The organism is Streptomyces sp. NPDC058664, assembly GCF_042716635.1.
In the GTDB taxonomy this organism is placed as follows: Bacteria; Actinomycetota; Actinomycetes; order Streptomycetales; family Streptomycetaceae; genus Streptomyces.
In genome coordinates, this window is record NZ_JBHXRW010000008.1 from 20350 (window position 1) to 42836 (window position 22487).

Sequence of the window (22487 nt, forward strand, 5' to 3'; positions counted from 1 at the left end):
CCCGCGGGGGGCGGGGGGGGGGGGGGGGGGGGGGGGGGGGGGGGGGGGGGGGGGGCGGGGGGGGGGGGGGGGGGCGGGGGGGGGGGGGGGGGGGGGGGGGGCCCCCCCCCCCCCCCCCGGACCGGGGGAGGGAACCGTACGTACCACGTCGGGGGTGACCTCCTCGACGTCCACGGCAACACCATCCATGGCGGCTTCACCGGCATAAGGAAAGGCGGAGGCACCGGCGCGGGTCCGGGAGCCGCGTCCGGGGCCGCGGCGGGGGCGGGGGCGGGTGAGGCGGAGTGAGCGACGAGGACGCGTCCGCGCCGCAGGACGACGCACGGGACGCCGGACCGGGGCGCGGTGACCGGGGGGACGCGCCGGACCGCGGAAGCGACCGGGGCTCCGGCCGGGGCTCCGACCGGGGTGCGGACCGTGGCTCGGATCGAGGCTCGGACCGTGGAGGCCGGCGCGCGGACCGGGACGGCGACCGGGCCGGTGGGACCGACCGGGCCGACGGCACCGGCGACCAGCCCCGCGAACCGAGCGTCTTCGCGGCCGCCGACCGGGGACCCCTCGGCGGCGAGAGCGACACCGGCGGCGCCGCCACCGCGCGCCGGGCCGTCCGCACCTGGGCAGGCGGCGGCGCCGACCGCCTCACCACCATCCACGGCGATGGCACGGTCTTCGAGGGCAACCAGATCTTCGCCCTGTACGGCTCCGACCGCTCCGCTCACTTCGTGCAGGGCCCCGTCCCGCCCGAGACGCTCGACCACCTCGGCCGGGTGTACTGCGCCACCGCCGGCTACCGGCGGATGCGGGACCGGCTCCGCGACCACCGGGTCCTCGTCCTGTGCGGCGAACCCGGCAGCGGCCGCAAGACCACCGCCCTCGCCCTGCTCGACGAGCTGACCGGCGGCAAGGTCTTCCGCCTCGACCCGCGCCACGGCGTCGACGAGATCACCGAGGACGTCCTCCAGGAGAGCGGCGGCCACCTCCTGGAACTGCTCACCGACGACATGCCCACCGAGAGCGAACCGCGCCCCTCCCGCTCCGGGCGGGGCGAGCACACCACCGTCACCCGCCGCCCCGCCGCCCGCCTCTCCGAACTGCACCTGGACCGCTTCGCCGACCTGCTGCGCGGCCGGGACGCGTACGGCGTCGTCCTCGTCGAGAACGGGGAGCTCGCCGACCGGCTGCTGCGCGGACGGTACGGGATGTACTGCGCGCCGCCGCCGGCCGACGAGGTCCTGCAGCGCCACCTCTGGCACCGGCTGCGCGCCGAGTCCGACGAGGCCCTCGGGGCCGCGCGGGAGCGCGCCGCGCGGCAGGACGTCATCGACGCCCTGGGCCTCGAGGAGCTGCGCCCGCGCGAGGCCGCCCGGCTCGCCGACCACCTCGCCCGGCACTGGCGCGGCGAGGCCACCGACGAACAACTCCTCGCCGACTGCGCCTCCTTCGTACGCTCCCAGGCCCGCGAGTGGTTCGCGGGCGCCGACCGGCCGGGCGCGCTCCCCGAGGCTCTGCCGGCCCTGAACGCCGTGGCGTTCCGTATCGCCGTCGCCGTCTTCGACGGCTCGGCGTACAGCCTCGCCGCCGAGGCCGCCGAACTCCTCGGCTGGGAACTCGCGGTCACCCTCGACCCCGAACACGACCCGGGCCGACGCCTGTTCGGGACGCACGCCGAGCACCGGCCGGTGCGGGCCCGTGCCGTCCTGGAGGACGGCGAGCTGGACCTCGGCCCGGCCAAGGTGCCGGTGCGCGCCGTCCGCTTCCAGGGCGAGGCCCTCGCCGGGGCCGTCCTCGGCGAGGTCTGGCACGGCTACCACAACGTCCGCGGCCCGGTGGCCCGCTGGCTGCGCGCTCTCTGCGACGACCCGCGCCCCGAGGTGTGGGTGCGGGCCTCCGTCGCGGCGGGCGTGCTCTGCTCCTGGGACTGGATCCACGGCTTCCGCGAGCTGGTGGTACCGCTCGCCGTGACCGACGAGCCGGTCGCCCGCATGGCCGCCGCGACCGCGCTCGCGGAGTCCGCGCGCGACCCGCGCATCCGGCCCGCCGTCGCCGCCGTGCTCAAGGACTGGGCGGCGTCCGACGACGACACGCTCGTCAGGACCGCGCTGCTCGCCCACGGCTACGTCCTCGCGGCAGGCGGCGTCCCCGGTTCGCTCGACGCCCTGGCCCGGGTCGTCAGGACCCGTGAGGCGACCGACGTCGACGTCCTCGTGCCCGCCTCCTTCAGCGTGGCGCGGCTGCTCGCCTCCGGTGAGCCCGCACCCGTGCTGCGGCGGCTCAGGGACTGGCTGGAGGACGGCCGGCTGAACCTGGCCAATCTGGTCCACCTCACCGTCATCCGCGCCCTGAACACCCGGACCACCCACCTCTGGGGCCTGCGGGAGGTCCCCGAACTCGACGGACAGGCGGCCCGGCCGCTCCTCGTCGCCCTGCTCGCGACCCGGCCCGAACTCGCACCGGAGCTGGCGGCGCTGCTGCGGCACACCCTCACCACGGCCCGCTCGGGGGAAGCGGCCCTCGAGGCGTTCGGCGGTCTGCTCAGGCGGGCCGCGAAGGATCCGGAGTCCCTCGGGCACGTCCGCGCCTTCCTGCCGCGTCTCGCGGTGGACCGCCGGGACCGGGACCGGCTCAGGACCCTGCTGAACGAACTGGTCCGGGACCGCGACCGGCCCCTGGACAGAGCCGCGGCGCGCCGGATGTGGGACGCCGTGACGGAAGGAGCGAACCGATGACCGGACCCGAGCAGCACAGGAACGCACGGCCGGACGAGCGGGCGCGCGACGGCCGGGCACGGGACGAGCGGGTTCGGGACGGCAGGGAACGGGACGGCCGGGAACGGCAGCGGTACGACGGGCGCGACGGCGGCCGGCCGCCCGGTGGCCCCGACGAGGACCTGGACACGGACCCGGACCCGTGGCAGGACCAGGGCGGAGAGCAGGACCGGGAACGGGCGCGGGTACGGGCACAGGGGCAGGAACGGGGGCAGCGGCCGTGGGGCGGGGAGGCCGGCGGGTCCGGCGGGCGTCCGCGCGGACCGCTGATCGGCGAGTACGCGCCCCCGTACCGTCGCCGGAGCGGCCGGGTCGCCGCCGTGCTCCTCTACCGCAACGGCGGCCACCGGGTCATCTGGCCGGACCGCAAGGAGGACGTGAACAAGCCGCTGCTCCGCCAGCCCTACACCGTCTTCGAGGTCCAGCTCGGCCGTAACGTCACCGAGTTCAGGCTCCAGCTGCCGGCCGCCGGGGACGGCGTCTTCTTCGAGGCCGTCGCCAAGGTCCAGTGGGTCGTGACCGACCCGTACCTCGTCGTACGGGAACAGGTCGAGGACGTCGCCGAGCTGCTCCACGACGAACTCCTCGACGGACTGCGCAGGCTCTCCAGGAGGTTCCGGATCACCGAGGCGCAACGCGCCGACGAGGCCGTACGGGAGGAACTGAGCGCCGGACGCCTCAGCTTCGGCCGGGACATCGGGCTGCGGACCCGCGTCCTCGTCTTCATCGACCTCGACGACTCCGTCAAGGCCGAGGTCTCACGGCGCGACAGGGTCGGCGTCACCATGGAGGCCGACGAGCGCGTCGCCGAGGCGGAGCGGCGCAGGGAGGCCGCCGAGCGGGTCCTGGTCGCCGACCGGGCCCGCGAGATGGAGGCCCTCTTCCGGCGCGGCGACCTGGCCCAGATCGCCCACCACATGGCGATGCACCCCGACAAGCAGTGGGAGATCCGCACCCAGCTCCAGCGGGAGCGGCGCGAGGGCCAGGAGGACTACCTGGCCGTCTTCAACCGGCTCCTGGACACCGGGGTCCTGGAACGGCACGACATCGGCGAGCAGATGTACCAGGTCCTCATGTACCTGCGGACCCAGACCGGCACGGTCCTCGGCGGCATCACCGACCGGGTCCTCAACCCCTCGGGCGGAACCCCGCCGCGCCGCCTCGCCCTGGAGGACGCGCTGCCGGAGCCGAACCGCCCGGACTGGGACGAGGAGCACGGGGACGCCCCGCGCGACCCCCGGGTCTACGAGCCGACCCGGGTCGAGTCCGGCTTCGAGCGCGAACGGGAGCGGGGGAGGGGGAGGGCGCGCGAACGGGACCACGAGGGCGACTCCCGCGACCGGGGCCGGCCGGGGGACCGCCACGACGACGGCCACGACCGGTACGAGGAGGAGGACCCGTACGAGCGGCGCGACGCGTACGAGCGGAACGACCGGTACGACCGCGACGACCCGTACGACAGCGAGCGGCGCGAGCGTCCCCGGCGGTCCGCCCGCCCGGTCCGGCCCAGTTCCGAGTTCGACGACTGGGACGACGCGTGAGCACCACCCCGGACCCGACGCGGGACCCCGTGACGAACGCCGTGCCCACGCCCGCGCCCGCACCGGAGCCCGTGACGAACCCCGCGGCCGCACCCGCGCCCGCGTCCGGGCTCCCCGTACCGAACCCGTCGCCCACGCCCCCCGCCGTCCCGCCCGAAGAGCTCCGGTTCATGGCCGAGCGGCTGCTTACGACCGTCCGGGAGGACATCGGCCGTGCCGACACCAAGGCCGCGATCCTGCTCTCCGGCGCCCTCGCCTTCCTCGCCGTCGTGTTCTCGGCGGACCGGGGCCCGCTGCCCACCGCCGGCGCCGGGCTCGCGTTCCTGCTGCTCTCGGGCGCGCTGTGGACGGCGGGCGTCCTGATGCTCGTCTCGGTGGTGCTGCCCCGCACCCGGATCGGGGCCGACCGCACGCTGCTGCGCGAGCTGACGGCCGGGCCGTCCGAGCCCGCGCTGCGCGAGCGGCTCACCGCGTCCGGCGCGGACGCCACCGGCTGGCTCCTCGAACAGGCCAGCGTGCACGGGCTCGTGCTCGCGGCGAAGTACCGGTGGCTGCGCCTGGGCGTGTGCGCGCTCGTGCTCGGCGCCCTCCTGGCCCTCTTCAGCGAACTGTGGTGAGAGAGAACATGCAGTGGACCGACAAGGGGGGCGCCCTGCTCCTCGCCGGGGTGCTCCTGGCGCTGTCCGGCCCGTTCGCGGCGACCACCGCCTCGGGCGCGCCCCGGCCCGCCGACAAGGCCGCCGCCTACCGGACCCCCGTCGGCGAGGCCGCCGCGGCCGAGGCCCCCGCAGCCCCCGCCGAAGGGCCCGACCCGATCGACTTCGCCGTCGTCGTCGACCAGTCGGCGAGCCTCGCCGACAAGGACCTCGCGCGCGAGACCGAGGCGGCGGCGCTGATCGGTCAGGGTGAGATATCCGAGCGTTCCCGGGCCACCGTCATCGGCTTCGGCAGCTCGGAGAAGCCCGGCCAGTCGCCCGTGCGCGAGGTCTGCCCGCTCACCGTCGCCGACGCGGCCGGCCGTGAACGGCTCAGCGACTGCGTCCAGGAACTCGGCCGCCGCGACCCCGCGCGGACCGGTCCCGGCACCGACTTCCCGGCGGCGATCCGGCAGGCCGTCACCCGCCTCACGGAGGGCGGCCGAAAAGGCGGCGCCCCCAAGGTCGTCTTCCTGCTCACCGACGGCAGGCTCGACGTCGCCGACAGCCCCGAGTACGGCTCCGACCGGGAAAGCCGCCAGGCCAACGGAGCACGCCGGCTCACCGAGGAACTCGCCCGTGCCCGGGCCGCCCGCGTGCAGATCTGGCCCCTCGGCTTCGGCGGCGAGATCGACCGCGCCGCCCTCGCCGTCATGGCCGGCGGCGGCTACCTGGGCGGCTGCTCCGAGGTCCCGGGATCCGTGCCGCGCATGCGGGTCGTCGACACCTCCGCCGAGATCGACAAGGCCCTCCAGGAGACCTTCGCCGCCGCCCGCTGCGCCCGGATCGAGCACGGCACCGTCGGCAAGCCGCCCGCCGACCTGACCGTCGTCATCCCGCCCATCGCCACCGACGGCTCCCTCACGGTCGCCAAGCACGACCCGAAGGTGAGGGTCACGTACTTCGACCCGGCGGGCCGCAAGGTGCCCGTACGGGGCGAGTTCGACGGTTCCGGCTTCGAGGTGAGCGGACAGAACGGCCCGGTCGAGGCGCTGCGCGTGAAGAACCCGCTGCCCGGCCGCTGGCGCGTCCACGTCGAGGCGCCGGAGGGCCACCGCGACCGCGAGGTCGCCGTCCGGGCGATCTGGCAGGGCCGGCTCCGCTCCACCGTCGTCCTCGACCCGGCGTCCCCGCGCGCGGGGGAGCAGGTGAGGGTCGAGGTGCGGATGCAGACCCGGCGCGGAGTCGTCGTCACCGATCCGAAGCAGCTGGCCGGCCTCTCGGTCGCCGCCGACCTCAGCGGCGAGGGCTTCCGGCCCGTCGCCTTCCGGCTCGCCGACGACGGGAAGGCCCCCGACGCCAAGGCCGGCGACGTACGGTTCACCGGCACCCTCACCGTCCCCGCCGGGGCCACCGGCGACCTGGAGCTCGTCACCCGGATGGAGGCGCCCGGGATCACCTCCGACCGGCGCCCGCTGCACGCGGTCGTCGCAGGGGACGCCCCGCTCGTCACCGCCGCCCTCGTCGTCGACGGGGCCACCGTGCACCCCGGCGGCACCGTCCACGGCACCCTCGACGTCACCAACAACGACTCCGCGCCGCGCACCCTGCGGTTCGCCCTCGGTGACCAGACCCCCGGCGCGGAGCTCGCCGTCACCCCGGCGACCGTCACGGCCCGGCCGAACCGCAGCGCCCGGGTCCCCTTCACCGTCACCGTCGGCGACGGCACGCCCCTCGGCGAACTCGGCGGCCGGATCACGGTGGTCGACACCGGCGACGGCGACCGCGTCCTGCGCGGCGCCTTCCTCGACGTCCGGGTGGTGGCGCCGCCGACCTGGTGGGAACGCTGGTGGAAGGTCGTGGCGGGCGGGGCGGCGGCCCTTCTCGTCCTCGGCGCGTTCGTGGGCATCCGGCTCGCGGCCCGCCGCCGCCGCCGCGACCTCACCAGCGTCACGCTCGAACTGTGCCAGGACGGGCGGCCGGTCGACTCGCTGACCGTCCGCCGCGGCCAGAGCCCCGGCGGCGCGTACGCCTTCGCCGTCGACGAACCGTACGGGGCGCCGCCCGCCCTCCGCCGGATCCCCGGCGGCTCGTCCACCGCCCACGTCCTGCGCCGCACCGGCGCGGGCGAGCTGCTGCTGCGCCCCCGGGGCGGCGCGCAGATCCCCGTCAGGACCGGCGAGCCGACCGGACTCGGCGACCACGAACTCGTCGTACGGGGCGGCAGGCCGGCACCGGGCGGCGCCCGCGCCACCCCGTGGTCCCGCCGGCCGGCGGGCGGCGGCAGGAGCGGGGGAGCGGGGGCGCCGGACGGCCGCCCCGCCGCCGACACGGGCCCGGACGCCTCCCCCGGCGCGAGCGACTACGACGTCAACTTCTGAACGGGGCAACTTCTGAACGGGTCGCCGATGAACGGGCCACCGATGGACGGGCCACCGATGGACGGGCCACCGAGGAACACGCCACCTCCGAACGCGCCCTCGAGGAACGCGCCACCCATGAACGGGTCACCGAGGAGAACGACATGAAGATCTACCAGCCCATGCTCTTCGTCGGACTCGGCGGCACCGGCGGACGCATCGGCAGCGAACTCGAACGCAGCCTGCGCCGGGAGCTGTGCGGCCCCGACGGCACCGACCTGGTCGACGGCGGCCGCCGCCTCCCCTTCCAGCTGCCCGACTGCCTCCAGTTCGTCTACGCCGACTTCAGCGAGGGCGAGCTGCTGAGCCAGCCGCAGTTCCGGGCGAAGGGAGCCGAGGGCGCCGCCTTCGCCCGTACTTCCCGGATGGTCCGCGACCTGCTGCCCACCGACTTCGACTCCTCGCCCGAGGTGACCCGCATGCTGCGCGTCTCCGTCCCCGAGGAGACCCGGCTCTGGCTGCCGCCCCAGGCCCGGCAGCCCCGCGTCGCGCCCCTCAACAACGGTGCGGGACAGCTTCCGACCGTCGGCCGTGCCGCGCTCTTCGCGACCCTGCGCTCCGGGCTCGAACCCGTCCTGCGCCAGCTCCGCGAGGCGATCGGGGCCATCGGGCAGTCCGCGGGCGACCTCCGGCGGGTCGGCGGCGGCCGCATCCGGGGCTGCGACGTGTTCGTCGCCTTCTCCGTCGCGGGCGGCACCGGGGCCGGCATCTTCTACGACTTCATCCATCTCATCGGGCACGAGTTCCGCAATGCCCGGGTGCCCGGGGTGAAGATCTACCCGCTCGTCGTCATGCCCTCCGCGTTCCCGCCCGAGGCCGGCGGCGGGCGCGAGGCCGAGCTCAACTCGGCCCGCGCCCTCGTGGACCTCTCGCGGCTCGTCGACGACCAGAACGTGCCCGACGCCCTCGACCAGGTCGGCGACGTCGAGGACCGCGGCCGGCTCAGCGTCACGTACCCCGGCGACGGCGTCGTCGCGCTGCGCCCCGCCACCATGCAGACCGCGTTCCTCTTCTCCAAGCCCTCCGTGATCGGCAGCGACGACCTGCGCCGCTCCATCGCCGCCATGGTGATGTCGCTGATCGGCACCGACCTCGGAGAGGACAACGGCTCGGCGACCCGCGTCGAGGAGGACTACCAGTCCTTCGCCGCCAGCTTCATCAACAAGAGCGTGGAGCGCTCCACCCCGGCCCGTACGGGCATCGGCTACCGGGGCATGTCCACCAGCCTCGCCGCCTCCCTCACCGTGCCCGTCGACGACCTCGCCGAGATCGTCGCCGCCCGCCTCCTCGCCCAGGCCGTACGCGGCATGTCCGAGCGCGCCCGGCGGCCCGACCGGGAGGGGCAGAACCAGGTCAGGGAGCTGTTCACCCGCTCCGGCATCGGCCGGCTCTGGACCCGGGAGGCGCCCGACGTGCCCGCGCCCGAGCAACTCCCCCGGGGCAAGGGGAAGATCACCCAGGAGCTGCGGAACCGGCTCGGGGACATGGAGGAGGCACTGCGCCGCCTCGACAGCGGCCTCGCCCGGGAGATCCCGCGGCTCACCGAGGACTTCAGGCCGGGCGCCGGCATCCGCGAACTCCTCGGCCACATGGACCCGTTCCAGGTCGAGGTCGTCCTCGGGGGACTGCCCGGCCACCCCGACCGGGTGGCCAGGGAAGGCTTCACCGGCATGCTCGACAACCGCCGCAACGAACCCGAGCGCCCTCCGAACGTCCAGGCCTCCGCCCCGCCCATCCCCCCGGTCAGCGGCAGCGTCGGCGGCATCGTGCCCGCCCGCTGGAGCGACCCCGACGTCCAGGACGCCCTCGCCGCCCAGGAGGCCTGGTACCAGTGGCGGGCCCGGACCCTCTGGCACCGCGGCTGGCAGGCCGGCGAAGCGCAGTGGCGGCCGTCCCTGAACCGCGTCTCCGTCGAGGTCGCCGAACTCGCCAAGGCGCTCCGCGCCCACGAGCACGACGAGGCGAAGGCCTTCGCCGACCGCCGCCGCGACCTCTACCGCGACGACCGGGCCGGCATCGCCTATCTGCTGCCCCCGCAGAACACCCTGCGCGCCTTCTACGACGACGTCGTCGACCGGCTCGCCCAGAGCCTGGGCCTGCCCGAGTCCGCCGACGCCGCGAGCCTCCTCGGCCGGCTCGTCGGCCCCGACGACTGGCGGCGGGCCCTCGACGCGGTACGCCGCTCCTCCGGCGCGGCGGTGAAGGAGATCAAGCAGGTCGTGGAACGGCGGGTCAAGCGGCTCTTCGGCGAGGCCAACGAGGACGCCTTCGCCCGCCCCCTGCTGCCCTCCATGGAGCTGCTCCTGCGCGCCGCCTCCGGCGACGAGACCGCCGAGGCGAAGGTCGACCCGCGCTGGCTCGACCAGTTCAGGGCCCGCCTCGCCGGACTCATCCCGGTGGGCTTCGTCCCCGACGGCAGCGGCCCGCTCAAGATCCTCATCGTGCACCCGGCGAGCGAGTCCGACGGCCGCGCCCGCGACTACCTGGAACAGGAACTCAACCTGCCCTCCCGGGTCACCCCGGAGAGCCGGGCCGGCGACACCGACTCCATCACCGTCGTCTTCTTCCGCAGCGGCATGAACCTCACCGACATCTCCGAGGTCCGCGGCGTCCTCGGCCTCTGGGCCGAGGCACGCGACGCGGCCGGCGAGGACGACTTCCTGCACTGGCGCCAGCGGCTCGGCTACCAGGACGACTGGCTGGTCTCCACCGAACACGACCGGCAGCGCATCCTGCACCGGCTGCTCTGCGCGATGTGGAACGGACACGTCGACGCCGAGGGCCCGGCCGGGTCGCCGCGCGTCGTCCGCATCCGCCTCCAGGACGGCGAGTCCGCGACCATGTCGCTGCGCCTGGAAGGCTTCGACGGCTCGCTCTCCAGCTGGGCGGGGCTGCTGCGCGCGTACGAACGCTGGGCGCTGCTCGACGAGGGACAGATCATCGAGCAGTTCTGCGAACGCCTCATGCAGGCCCTGCCCAAGGGCCTCGCCCAGGTGCCGGCGGCCCCTTCGCCGCTCTTCACCCACTTCGTGGAGCAGGTCGCCCCGCGCCAGCTCGCCCTGATCGACGGACTCGTCGCCGAATACGGGGAGTACGGCGAGGCGGACACCGAATGGCTCGCCCCGCTGCGCCACTTCTGGGAGGTCACCTACCCGGGCGCCCTCGACATGCGCTTCCCCCGGGCGGCCCGCGCGACGAGGTCCACCCTGCGCGCCCTCTACGAACGCCACGGACCGCGCGCAGGACAGGGGCGGGTCCCGGCACCCGGCCCGCAGGCATCCGGTCAGGGGCCGGTGCCGGTGCAGGAGGGGTACGGGCCGCCGCAGAGCCCGCCGCCCGCGTACGGGCACGGGCACGGACCCGCGCAGAGCCCGCCGCCCGCGTACGGCACCGGGTACGGCACCACGCAGAGCCCGCCGTCCGGGAACGGCACCGGCGGTGGTGCAGGGGCCTGGCCCGATCCCCGTACCGCCTACGGCGAGACGCCCACCCTCGCGCCCGCGGCGAAGCCACCCCAGCCGTCCGCGTACGAAGGCGACTGGGAGCTGGAACCCGAGCCGGACTTCGGGCCGGAGTTCGAGGCGGACTTCGGTCCCGGGGAGGAGGAGTGAACGCGCGTGTCCTTCCCGAACGGCCGCTGCCCGGCCACGCCGTCTGCCTCGACCTCCGTACCCTCCGTACGGACGGCGCCGGGCCGTACGACCCCGACGCCGTCGTCCGCGCGGCCCTGGACGCCCCGCAGCCCGGCGGCGAGCGCCGCTTCCTCGTCCTCGACGAGGCCGACCGGCTCGTCGCCCACCAACTGCTCTACGAACGCCTCTCCTCCTACGGGCCCGCCCACGTCGTCTGTCTGGCCGTCGGCGCCCGGGGCGAGCGGAACCTGCGCCGCACCCTCGCCCTCCGCCCGCCCGCCGCGGGCGTCCTGTGGCTGTTCGACACGGTGGAGGACGGCGTCCCGGCCGAGGCCGTACTGCGTCCGCTCGTCGACGTCCTGTCCACTCCCGAGGTCTTCGACGCCGTCCTCCACGCGCTCGGCGAGGTGGTGCACGGCGTCGCCGTGCCCGCCGTGCGCGTCCTCGAACACGACCTCACCGACGAGGCGAGGGCCCGCGCCTGGCGGCAGGCGATGGAGGGTCTTACCGGCCCGGACGTCCCGGCCGTCGCCACCGCGGCCGAGCAGGTGCCGGGCGCCCTCGCGCTGCTCCTCGACGAGGGCGTCCCGCGTTCCCTCTCCGGACACCGCTGGCTCCCGCCGCAGGGCAGGGCGGGGGCCGGGCTCGCCGCCTGCGAGGAGGCCGTCGGCGCCGCCGTCGACGGCTACCACCGGGTGCGGGGCGCGGCGGGGCTCCTCACCGGGGCGGGCCGCACCGCCGACCTGCCGGGGGACATCGAGCGGGTGACGGAGGAACTGGCCCGGTTCCGTACCGCCGTCGCGGACGCGTTCGGCGCCGCGGGCGGCAGCCGGCTCACCGCCGAGCACCGGGGCGTGCTCCGCGACCGGGGCATCGAACTGCCGGAGATGCCGCGGGAGATATCGCGGGCGGGAATCGTCCCGGCCCTGCGCGACCACACCCACGACCTGATCGGCAAGGGACTCCCGCTCCGCTCCGTGGCGGCCCGGCTCGGCGCGCTCGCCGCGCGCACCGCGCCCGTCGGCAGCGCCGCCCGGCTCGCCCGGCTCGACGTCATCTGCGGACCCGAGCGGCTGCGGCGGCTCGGCGGCCGGTACCCGTTCACGGCCGGGGGTCCGCGCCCCGCGGCCCTCGCCGTGACCGGGGTCCTGGCGCTGCTCGCCGGGATCTGGCCGGTCCTCGGCTGGGTCCTCGGACCGGCCGTCGGCGTGCTCGCCGCCGGACTCGCCCATCTGATGCTGCGGCGCAGGCCCAACCGCTCCCCGGACGGGCGGATCGACGGCGGCGGTGCCACGGGCGCCGCGCCCCGGCTCTTCGGCGGTCTGCTCGGCGGTCTCGTGGGGGCGGGTGCGGGCCAGTTCCTCGGCCCGCCGGCGTGGCTGGCGGCGGCGGCGCTCACCGTGTCCCTGACCGCCGTCGTCCTGCTCGCGCTGCGCGACTGGACGCGGGCGGTGGACGACTGGTGGGCGCGGGCGGACCCGGAGGAGGCCTGGCGGATCCTGCGGGAGACGCAGACGCTCGTCGTCACGACCGCCGTGCACGACTGGCTCTTCGCCGAGGTGCGCCACCACTGCTCGGCGGGAGCGGGGGCGGTGTCCCGGCTGCTCAGGGGCCTCGCGGAGACGGCCGACGCGCACGGGCGGGCGTACCCGCGGCGGTCCGGCCCGTCGGCCGCGCCACCGGAGACGGCGTCCCGGGCGGAGGACGGGCCGCCGCCGGACCGGGAGGGCGGCACGGCCTCCTGGAACTGGCAGGACTGGACGGACGGCGGCGGGGAGGAGGACGTCTGGTCGGACATGGACGAGGAACCGGCACCCACGGCGCCCCCCGCACCGCCGTCGTCGTCCGCGTCTCCGTACCCGTCTCCGTCCCCGTCCGGCCCGTACGAAGGAGACCGCGACACCGTCCCGGTCCCCGAGTCCGTCGACGGGCCCGGCCCCGCGCCCGCGTGGCTGGAGCGGCGGTACGGCGACGGGGGACCGCTGCTCGTCGACACGCTCGTCGGCGATCTGGTCGCCGGCACCCTCCTGATCCTCGACCGGTGCTGGGCGGGCATCGAGCGCGACCCCGGAGCCACCGTGCCCGCCGTCCACGAGCAGCGGATCGCGGAGCTCCTTGACGAGACCCGCCTCCGCCTGGAGCGCGACGTGGCGGCCTCGCCGCCGCCCCGGTACGAGGGCCTCCGCGACCCGGACGCGCTCTCCGGACTCGCCGCCTTCACCGACCGCTCCGACCGGCCCGACGCGGCCCGGCTCACCGGGGTCGCCCCCGACGCGGTGGCCCTGCTGCTCCTGTCCGACGACGATCCCGGCCGCACGGTCGCGCTCTGCGGCCCCGAACACCTGCGGCTGCTCTCCCACGACCCGCTCGCCGCCCGGCAGGTCCGCTTCGTGCCCGAGGCGATGCGGCGCGGGGCGGCGGGGGACGACGTCTGGCGGGGCACCGCCGAGGACGTCGTGTGGACCGGTGCGGGACGCCACGCCGGAATCCTCCGTCTCGTACCGCTGCGCGCGGACGTCGTGCACACCGTCCGCGCCGAGGAGGCGGGAGAACCGTGACCGACCCGATCCACCCGATCCACCCGAACGACCCGAACGACGACCCGGGCCGCCCGCCCGCCGACCCCCGTCTCCCCCTCGGCCCCGACCATCCCGACCACCTCAGCGAGCCGAGTCCGCCGCCCCACCCGTACTACCAGGAGCTGGAGTTCCTCACCCCCCAGGAGGCGCAGCTCCGCTTCGCCGTCCGCTACGGGGAGGACCACAGGCCACCCGGCCGCCCCGGGGTCCTCGCGCGCCGGGCGGTCCTGGGCACGGGGGCGGTGCCGGTCCTCCAGTACCGGCTGACCTCGTCCGGGCACCGCGACCCCCACGCGTACGGGCTCCTGGAGCGGGAGGTGGCGGCCGCCGTCGCCCTCGAACGGCGGTACGGCACCGCGCAGTTCGTCGCCGTGCTGCCCCGGATCGTCGGCTTCGACCTGACCGCCGCCGAGCCCTTCGTGCTGTACCGGCCCCCAGGCGGGCGGCCGCTCTCCGCCTGGGCCGGTCGTCTCGGCACCGACGACCCGGAGGCGATCACCGGCCAACTCGCCATGGCCGTCCGCCTCCTGGGCGAACTCGGCCTCGTGCACCGGGCGATCACGCCCGACACCGTACGGTGGGACGGTGCGCGCGTACGGCTCTGCGAACCGTACGCGGCGCTGCGCGCCGGGGAGGAGCGCGAGCCCTTCGGCACCGCCCCCTGGGCCTCGCCCGAACAGCGCGCGGGGCGCGGCGCGGCCGACCCGCGCGACGACCTGTGGTCCGTCGCCGAACTCGCCTACTGGCTGCTCTCCGACCGCCAGGACCGGGGCGAGGGCCCGCCGGGGGACCTGGCCGACTACCGGCGCCTGGCGGCCCTCGGGCACAGCGGTCTCTTCTCCCCGCACGCGGGGGAACGCCCGCACCCGGCCGAGCTGCTGCGCCTCCTCGACGTGCCCGACCCGCTCGCCACCGGCGTCGGCGCGGCGGACCCGCTCGACCGGTGGCGCGCCGAGTACGACACCCAGGTCGCGCGGAAACGAGCGCTGTCCACGGGAGCCCCGCCGGGCGCGGGACCGGACGCGGACACCCCGGAGGTCCACGGCCAGGGCGAGCGTTCCCCGCGTACCTCCCCGCGTACCTCCGTGTTCCGCCGGGTCTTCGGCGGCGGTGACGAGGCGCGCCGCCCCGCCGTGCCCGCGCCCGAACCGGTACCGGCGCCGCCGTCCCGGAGCCGGATGTGCCCGCACTGCCTGCTCCCCGTCGAGTACGACGAACGGCTGCTCGTCACCATCGACGCCAAGGGCAACCGGATCCCGCTCGACCTCAGCACCGAACGCCGGCCGGGCCACCGCACGGACGCCCTGCGCAAGGCGTACCACCTCTGCCCCCACACACGGGACGGCGACGAGGGGCACGAACTGCCCGTGCCGTACCTCACGAACGGGGAACCGCTCTCCATCGCCCTCGTCGGCAGCTCCTCCGTCGGCAAGACCCACCTGCTCGCCGCCATGCTCGGCGAGGTCGAGCTCGGCGGCCTGGAACCGTACGGGCTGAAGTGCCGGCCGCTCAACCCCGAGGCGCACCGCACCTATCTGCGCGAACGCGTGCAGAGTCTCCAACAGGGACGGCAGCTGGGCCGTACCGGACAGCAGACCTTCGCGCGCTTCGCCGACGGTCTGCTCGTCTCGGCGGGCGGCGCGACGCCCCGGCCCGTCGTCTTCTTCGACCTCGCGGGCGAGGACCTCGCCCAGGACAGCGAGGTCGGCCGCTTCCTCATGGGCGTCGACGCGTTCGTCTTCGTCCTCGACCCGCTGCGCGCGCTCCGGCTGCCCTCCCTCGACCCGGTGCGCAAGCAGAGCGGACTGCACCGGCGCGAGCTCGGCGACGAGGCCTTCACCACCGTCCTGAACCGCATCCCCAGGCAGCGCGGCGGGCTCGTCGCCGCGCCGGCCGCGCTCGCCGTCAACAAGAGCGACCTGGTGCGTTTCGAACCGGTAGTGGACCGCTGGCTCGGCCGCGCCCTGCCCGGCCGCCACGACGCCGTCGCCCCGTCGGCCGAGAGCCGGGACGCGTACGCCTTCCTGGCCCAGCACGCCGGCGCCGCCTGGCTCAAGCCCTTCGACGACTGCGCCGACTGCACGCTGCACTTCGTCGCCGCGACCGGCGGACAGGCGCGCGGCGACCGGTTTCCGCACGGGGCCCGGCCGCGCCGGGTCCTCGCGCCACTCCTTTCGCTCTTCGCCATGTGCGGGCTGCTGCCCGGGGCGCAACCCGTGAGACCTACGGAGGGGATCGTCCGATGACACGGTCGGAGAACGAGGTCGACCAGATCGTCTTCCGGTGGGACAGCGAGAACCTCTCCGGCAGCACCGGCTTCGGTCCTGTGGCCTGGTCGGGCCCCCGTGACGAGGCGGAGAACCTCTTCAGGACCTCGGGGCCCGTGCTCCGCGCGAGCGGCGAGGAGACCCGGCCCGCCCTGATCAGGCTCCAGCGGCGGGCCGAGGTGATGCTGATCCGGCGCGTCCCGTTCACGGACGCCGGCGGCGGCACCTCCGTGCTCTGTCACGGCCTGGTCGGCTCGCCCGCGCTCCTCGAACCCGCCGTCTGCCTCGGGCTGCACGCCTGGAACTGGCAGGGCGCGGACCTGAACGCCGCCGAGGCGCGCGGGCGGCTCCCCGTCGTCCCCGAGGAGGTCCTCGTCCCTGCGACCGGCCGGGGGCAGGGGGAGCTCGACCGGATCCTGGCGTACGCGGCCGAGGAACTCACCGGCGCGGTCGCGGAGTTGCTCCGCCATCCGGACGAACGCTTCACCGTCCTCGACGAGCGGGGGGACACCGCCTGCTCCGTCCTCTGGGGACTGCACAGCATGTTCGGCACGCTCACCGACCGCCGGTGGACCTTCGCCACCCACGACACCGCCGAACTCCCCGCGCTCCGTTACGTGTTCGTCGGCGGCTGGGCCGGTGCGGCGAGTCGCAACACCGAGCGCCGCCGCGTCGACCCGCTCGAGCGGACCGGTGACCGGGCGGAGGAGATCGCGGCCCGGCTCGTCCGCCACCACCTGCGGGGCGTCGCGGAGGGCGACGGCGCGGAGTACGCGGTCGGCAGCGCCCTCCACACGGCCTCCGCCGCCCGCCGCGCCCCTCTCCTCGATACGGCCACGCGCGCGCTCGACGCCCTCGACAGCCGCGACGGCGGTCCGAGCGCTCCCTCCCGGGGCTTCGGGACCCCGGACCCGGAGGCCCCGGGCTCTCCGGCCCCGCCCGGAGAGCCCGCCCTCCGGGCGGAGACGCCGGCCAGGAGGCCCACGGGCCGGCGGTGGGGCCGGTCCTCGGGCGGCCGGGCCACCGAGGACGCGCCCTCCTCCGAACGCCCGGCGGCCGAGGTCCCGCCGCCGGCGGGCGAGTTCCGGGGGACCGCCGGCCCCGGCCCGTCGGAACGCCCGGACCTGTGGTTCCGCCAGGAACCGCTGCCGGGGGACAGGACCCGCCCGCCGGCCACGCGTGACCTCCGGCCCGCGCCGTACGGGAGCGAGGCGGGGGCGCCGGAGCGCGGTCCGTCGGCCTCCGCCCCCCACTTCCCGGCCGCACCCGAGGGCAACCGGACCGCACCCGAGGACCACCACCCGCCCGTCCCCGACCCACGCCCCTCGGCTGCCCCCGACCCGCGCCCCTCGGCCGCCTCCGACCGTCCGGCCGTCTCCGACCCGCGCCCTCCGACCGGCCTCGACCGTCCGGCCGTCGGCGACCGCCCTGCCCGGGAAGCCCACCCGTACCCGCCCGTCCCGGCGGATCCCTCCCACCCGGCCGATCTGTCGAAGCGCCCTCCGGAGCCCGGCGCCCGTTCCACGCCCCCGGAAGGCGACGTACCGCCGGGCGGGTCCGAGGCGCGTGCCCCCGAGGCGCGTGCCCCCGAGGGGCGGCCCGGGGCCGACCCGTACCCCCGCCCCGTACTTCCCCTGGTCGCGCCCGTGTGGACCGGGCCCGGCGCGGTCGAAGGCCGGTCCTGGGCCCGGGCGCGCGGCCGGGAGCGGGAGGTCGAGACCGGGCTCGTGCACAAGCTGCCGGCGGCGCGCACCGTGGAGGAGGCCCGCGCCCTCGTCGAGCGGGGCGGCAGCCGTGAGCTGCTCGACGCGCTGCGCCGCCCGCAGGCGTACGTCGTCCTCACGCTCCTCCTGCGGGAGACCGCCGGACGGTTGCCGTCCTGGGGGCATCCGCTGCGCAGGGAGCTCTGCGACGTGGCCCTCGGCCAGGACCTCTGGGCCGTCGCGCCGCCGGGCGGCGCGGCCGATCCGTCCGACCCGCCGGAGGAGCAGCGCGCGGCCAACGCCGCCGCGCTGCACCGCTGGGCGGTGAGCCCCCTCCTCGATCGCGGTGACGCCCCCCTCGGCACGGTCGCCGCGCTGCTCTCCCGGCTCCGTACGAGCCCGGTTCCGTCCGCCCGTGAGACCTTCTGGCTGATCGTCGACGGCGAGCGTCCCGGTCTGCCGGACGCGGTCTGGCTGACCCTCCTCAAGGAGGCGTACGGCGTGCCCCGTAGGGCCCCCCGCCCCGGAGGGCCCGCGCCCGGGTCCTCCGGCCACCCGCACGATCCCGGCAACGGCTACACCCGCCGTTTCCTGCGCCGCGCCGGGATGCTGATCGGTGGCCTCGTGGCCGCGATCGTCCTGGTCGCCGCATGGGGGTGGCTCACCTGACCGAGACCGCCCCGACGTCCGCGACCACGACGGCCACCCCCGCCCCGGCACCCTCGACCACCCCCGCCTCGTCCGAAACGCGGGCCCCGGCGGCCCGGCTCCGCCAGGATGGGCGCATGGGATTCCACGTCGATTCCGAGACCGGGCGGCTGCGCCGCGTCATCCTGCACCGGCCCGATCTGGAGCTGAAGCGGCTCACCCCCACCAACAAGGACGCCCTCCTCTTCGACGACGTGCTGTGGGTGCGCAGGGCCCGGCAGGAGCACGACGGCTTCGCGGACGTGCTGCGTGACCGGGGGGTGGAGGTGCATCTCTTCGGGGACCTGCTGAGCGAGGCCCTCGACGTGCCGGCCGCCCGCGCGCTCGTGCTCGACCGGGTCTTCGACGAGAAGGCGTACGGGCCGCTCGCCACCGACCACCTCCGGGACGCGTTCGACTCGCTGGACTCGGTCGCGCTGCGGGAGGCGCTCGTGGGCGGGATGACGAAGCGGGAGTTCCTGGCGGCGCACCGCGAGCCGACCTCGGTCCGGTTCCACGCCCTGGACCTGGACGACTTCCTGCTCGGCCCGCTGCCGAACCACCTCTTCACCCGGGACACCTCGGCCTGGATCTACGACGGCGTCTCGATCAACGCGATGCGCTGGCCGGCCCGGCAGCGCGAGACCGTCCACTTCGAGGCGATCTACAAGCACCATCCGCTCTTCACCGGCCCCGAGGCGGGGGCCTTCCACCACTGGTCGGAGGGGCAGGCCGACTATCCGTCGACCATCGAGGGCGGGGACGTCCTGGTCATCGGCAACGGCGCCGTGCTCATCGGGATGAGCGAGCGGACGACCCCGCAGGCGGTGGAGATGCTGGCCCGGGGCATGTTCGCGGCCGGTTCGGCCCGCGCGATCGTCGCGCTCGACATGCCGAAGCGGCGCGCGTTCATGCACCTGGACACGGTGATGACGATGGTCGCCGAGGACACGTTCACCCAGTACGCGGGCCTCGGGATGCTCCGCTCGTACACGATCGAACCCGGGGAGGACGAGGGACATCCCCTCCGGGTGACGGACCATCCGCCGGAGCGGATGCACAGCGCCATCGCAGAGGCGCTCGGGCTGCGGGAGATCCGGGTCCTGACGGCGACGCAGGACGTGCACGCGGCCGAGCGCGAGCAGTGGGACGACGGGTGCAACGTGCTGGCCGTGGAGCCGGGCGTGGTCGTCGCGTACGAGCGGAACGCCACCACGAACACGCATCTGCGGAAGCAGGGCATCGAGGTGATCGAGATCCCGGGCAGCGAGCTGGGCCGGGGGAGGGGCGGGCCGCGCTGCATGAGCTGCCCGGTGGTGCGGGACGCCGCCTGAGGGGGCGTCCCGCGGGGTGCTGCCCGAGGGGGCTGTATAGAAATGTTGAGGTGCGTATACACTTCCAATGTCTCGGAACGCCGTCCCCCGACCGTACCCATAGGAGCGCGACCCATGGCCACAGACCTCATCGGCCGCCACTTCCTCAAGGAGCTGGACTTCACCGCCGAGGAGTTCCGCGCCCTGATCGCGCTCTCGGCCGAGCTCAAGGCCGCCAAGAAGGCGGGCGCCGAGGTCCAGCGGCTGCGGGGCAGGAACATCGCCCTGATCTTCGAGAAGACCTCGACCCGTACGCGCTGCGCCTTCGAGGTCGCCGCCGCCGACCAGGGCGCCTCCACCACCTACCTGGACCCCTCCGGCTCCCAGATGGGCCACAAGGAGTCGGTCAAGGACACCGCCCGCGTCCTCGGCCGGATGTTCGACGGCATCGAGTACCGGGGCGACAGTCAGACCGCCGTCGAGGAGCTCGCCGCCTTCTCGGGCGTCCCCGTCTTCAACGGGCTCACCGACGACTGGCACCCCACCCAGATGCTCGCCGACGTGCTCACCATGACCGAGCACACGGACAAGCCCCTGGACGCGATCACCTTCGCCTACCTCGGTGACGCCCGCTTCAACATGGGCAACTCCTACCTGGTGACCGGCGCCCTGCTCGGCATGGACGTACGGATCGTCGCCCCCGAGGCGTACTGGCCGGCCGAGGACGTCGTCGCCGTGGCCCGCAAGCTCGCCGAGACCAGCGGCGCGACCGTCACCCTCACCGAGGACGTGGCGGAGGGGGTCGGGGGAGCCGACTTCGTGGCCACCGACGTCTGGGTCTCCATGGGCGAGCCCAAGGAGGTCTGGGACGAGAGGATCGCCGCCCTCGCCCCGTACTCCGTGACCATGGACGTGCTGCGCGCCACCGGGAACCCGGACGTCAAGTTCCTGCACTGCCTGCCGGCCTTCCACGACCTGGGCACGGCCGTCGGGCGGGACATCCACGCCCGGCACGGCCTGACCGAGCTGGAGGTCACCGACGAGGTCTTCGAGTCGGCCCACTCCGTCGTCTTCGACGAGGCCGAGAACCGGATGCACACCATCAAGGCGGTCCTGGTCGCGACGCTTGCGGGTGCCGCCCCTCAGGGCTCCTGACGACTCAGGAACGCCGACGGCTCAGGACTCCTGACGGCGGTGCCGGGCCGGGCCGCGCCGGGTCGGGCCCCGCTGGGCCGGTACGGCCGGGAGCGTGAACCAGACCGCCTTGCCGTGCGTGGTGGGGCGGTGTCCGCAGTCGCTGCTCAGCGCGCGGACGAGGAGGAGACCGCGGCCGTGCTCCTGCCAGGGGTCGACCTCGGTCCCCGGGTCGGGGCAGACCGGCCGGCCGTGCCGGACGGGCTGGGAGTCGTGGACCTCGATCTGGCAGCCGCCGGGTCCCGGGAGCAGCTCGACGACGAGTTCGATGGGGCCGAGGCCCGCGGTGTGCTCGACGGCGTTGGCGACGAGCTCCGCGGTGAGCAGTTCCGCCGTGTCGCGGTCGGGGCGGCCCACGGCCCCGGGATCGATGTCGTCGAGCGCGCCGCGGATCAGGGCGCGGGCGATCGGTACGGCGGCGGTGGTGTGGGGCAGCCGGACGCGCCAGGGGGCGGCCGTTCCCGGAGGCCCGGTCGTGGCGGGACCGGCCGCGGCGGGGTCGGCGGCTTCGGGCATGGGGAGGGCTCCCTTCGCCGAGCGGGGCGGATGGCACGGGCGGGGCGGGCAGAGCAGGTGGAGCTGGTCGGGCAGGTGGAGCAGGTAGGGCTGGTCGGCGGACGGGGCATCCCGAGACGTCCCGGTTTCAACCTTACGGTCTGCAATTTCTCGTTCCAGGGGCACCCCTCCCCCCTCCGAGGGACCTTCGTCCCTGGGCTCCAGGCCTCCGGCCACCCGCCTCGCCCTCCTCTATCGCGCACTCGTGACGACGGTCACAGTACGGTGATACCCTCCGAACGGAGGAAGGAGGCCCTTCCGGATGAGCCCTTTCACCGGCTCCGCGCCCCGCACCGCGGACTGGCGGCACCTGCGCCTCGACATCGACCGGGGCGTCGCCACCGTCACCCTCGCCCGCCCCGCGAAACTCAACGCCCTCACCTTCGGCGCCTACGCCGACCTGCGCGACCTCCTCGCCGAGCTCTCCCGCGAGCGGGCCGTCCGCGCCCTCGTCCTCGACGGAGAGGGCCGCGGCTTCTGCTCCGGCGGCGACGTCGACGAGATCATCGGCGCCACCCTCTCCCTCGACACCGCCGAGCTCCTCGACTTCAACCGGATGACCGGCCAGGTCGTCCGGGCCCTGCGCGAGTGCCCCTTCCCGGTCGTCGCCGCCCTCCACGGCGTCGCCGCGGGCGCCGGGGCCGTCCTCGCCCTCGCCGCCGACTTCCGGATCGCCGACCCCACCACCCGTTTCGCCTTCCTCTTCACCCGGGTCGGGCTCTCCGGCGGCGACATGGGCGCGGCCTATCTGCTGCCCCGGGTGGTCGGACTCGGCCACGCCACCCGGCTCCTCATGCTGGGCGAACCCGTCCACGCCGCCGAGGCCGAGCGCATCGGCCTGCTCTCCGAGCTCACCGAGGAGGGCCGGGCGGCGGAGCGGGCCGGCGCCCTCGCCCGCCGTCTCGCCGACGGCCCCGCCCTCGCGCTCGCCCAGACCAAGGCCCTGCTCACCGCCGAGCTCGACATGCCGCTCGCCGCCTCGATCGAGATGGACGCGGCCACCCAGGCGCTCCTGATGAACGGCGCCGACTACACCGAGTTCCACGCGGCCTTCACCGAGAAACGCCCCCCGAAATGGCAGGGCCGCTAGCCATGGCGGGGCCGTCGACCACGGCCGGGCCGTCGACCACGGCCGGGCCGTCGACCACGGCCGGGCCGTCGAGCACGGCCGGGCCGTCGGTCCTGGCCGAGCCGTC

General features: G+C 75.5%; 12 protein-coding genes. 11 read left to right on the forward strand and 1 reads right to left on the reverse strand.

The features are described from left to right. The first annotated feature begins 284 nt into the window (after positions 1-284). From ACFWUY_RS09025 to argF, 10 genes are all read left to right on the forward strand, one after another. Positions 285-2726 carry a hypothetical protein gene (locus ACFWUY_RS09025; RefSeq protein WP_384104081.1) on the forward strand — a complete coding sequence of 814 codons (2442 nt, stop codon included), beginning with the start codon at positions 285-287 and terminating at the stop codon, positions 2724-2726. Further along, a complete protein-coding gene (locus ACFWUY_RS09030) occupies positions 2723-4306 on the forward strand; it encodes a hypothetical protein (RefSeq protein ID WP_384104086.1) in 1584 nt (527 codons plus the stop codon). The genes ACFWUY_RS09025 and ACFWUY_RS09030 overlap by 4 nt, the downstream gene beginning before the upstream one ends. Continuing rightward, complete coding sequence (locus ACFWUY_RS09035) at positions 4303-4923, forward strand: Pycsar system effector family protein (protein ID WP_384104088.1); 621 nt, start codon at positions 4303-4305, stop codon at positions 4921-4923. Before ACFWUY_RS09030 ends, ACFWUY_RS09035 begins: the two co-directional genes overlap by 4 nt. An 8-nt stretch (positions 4924-4931) precedes the next feature. Beyond that, on the forward strand, positions 4932-7322 hold the full coding sequence (locus ACFWUY_RS09040; protein WP_384104093.1) for a VWA domain-containing protein: 2391 nt from the start codon (positions 4932-4934) through the stop codon (positions 7320-7322). Positions 7323-7465: 143 nt separating this feature from the next. Continuing rightward, positions 7466-10972, forward strand: coding sequence for a tubulin-like doman-containing protein (locus tag ACFWUY_RS09045; RefSeq protein ID WP_384104096.1), 3507 nt, complete (start codon positions 7466-7468; stop codon positions 10970-10972). Further along, positions 10969-13551 (forward strand): hypothetical protein, encoded by a 2583-nt coding sequence (locus tag ACFWUY_RS09050; RefSeq protein WP_384104099.1) that lies wholly within the window; start codon positions 10969-10971, stop codon positions 13549-13551. Before ACFWUY_RS09045 ends, ACFWUY_RS09050 begins: the two co-directional genes overlap by 4 nt. After that, positions 13548-15818, forward strand: a complete 2271-nt coding sequence (locus ACFWUY_RS09055; protein WP_384104102.1) for a hypothetical protein — start codon at positions 13548-13550, stop codon at positions 15816-15818. Before ACFWUY_RS09050 ends, ACFWUY_RS09055 begins: the two co-directional genes overlap by 4 nt. Continuing rightward, positions 15815-18211: a hypothetical protein gene (locus ACFWUY_RS09060; protein WP_384104105.1), complete on the forward strand. Its 2397-nt coding sequence runs from the start codon at positions 15815-15817 to the stop codon at positions 18209-18211. The genes ACFWUY_RS09055 and ACFWUY_RS09060 overlap by 4 nt, the downstream gene beginning before the upstream one ends. Before the next feature lie 116 nt (positions 18212-18327). Continuing rightward, complete coding sequence (locus ACFWUY_RS09065; protein ID WP_384104108.1) at positions 18328-19563, forward strand: arginine deiminase; 1236 nt, start codon at positions 18328-18330, stop codon at positions 19561-19563. 114 nt (positions 19564-19677) lie between these two features. Then, positions 19678-20697 (forward strand): ornithine carbamoyltransferase, encoded by a 1020-nt coding sequence (gene argF, locus ACFWUY_RS09070; RefSeq protein WP_384104111.1) that lies wholly within the window; start codon positions 19678-19680, stop codon positions 20695-20697. Positions 20698-20718: 21 nt separating this feature from the next. On the opposite strand, the gene ACFWUY_RS09075 is transcribed toward argF, so the two are convergent. Then, on the reverse strand, positions 20719-21252 hold the full coding sequence (locus ACFWUY_RS09075; RefSeq protein ID WP_384104116.1) for an ATP-binding protein: 534 nt from the start codon (positions 21250-21252) through the stop codon (positions 20719-20721). A gap of 301 nt (positions 21253-21553) precedes the next feature. Here ACFWUY_RS09075 and ACFWUY_RS09080 point away from each other — a divergent pair, with 301 nt between their 5' ends. Beyond that, the gene (locus ACFWUY_RS09080) at positions 21554-22381 is read left to right on the forward strand and encodes an enoyl-CoA hydratase family protein (RefSeq protein WP_384104119.1); all 828 of its coding nucleotides are present in this window, start codon (positions 21554-21556) and stop codon (positions 22379-22381) included. The last annotated feature ends 106 nt before the right edge of the window (positions 22382-22487 follow it).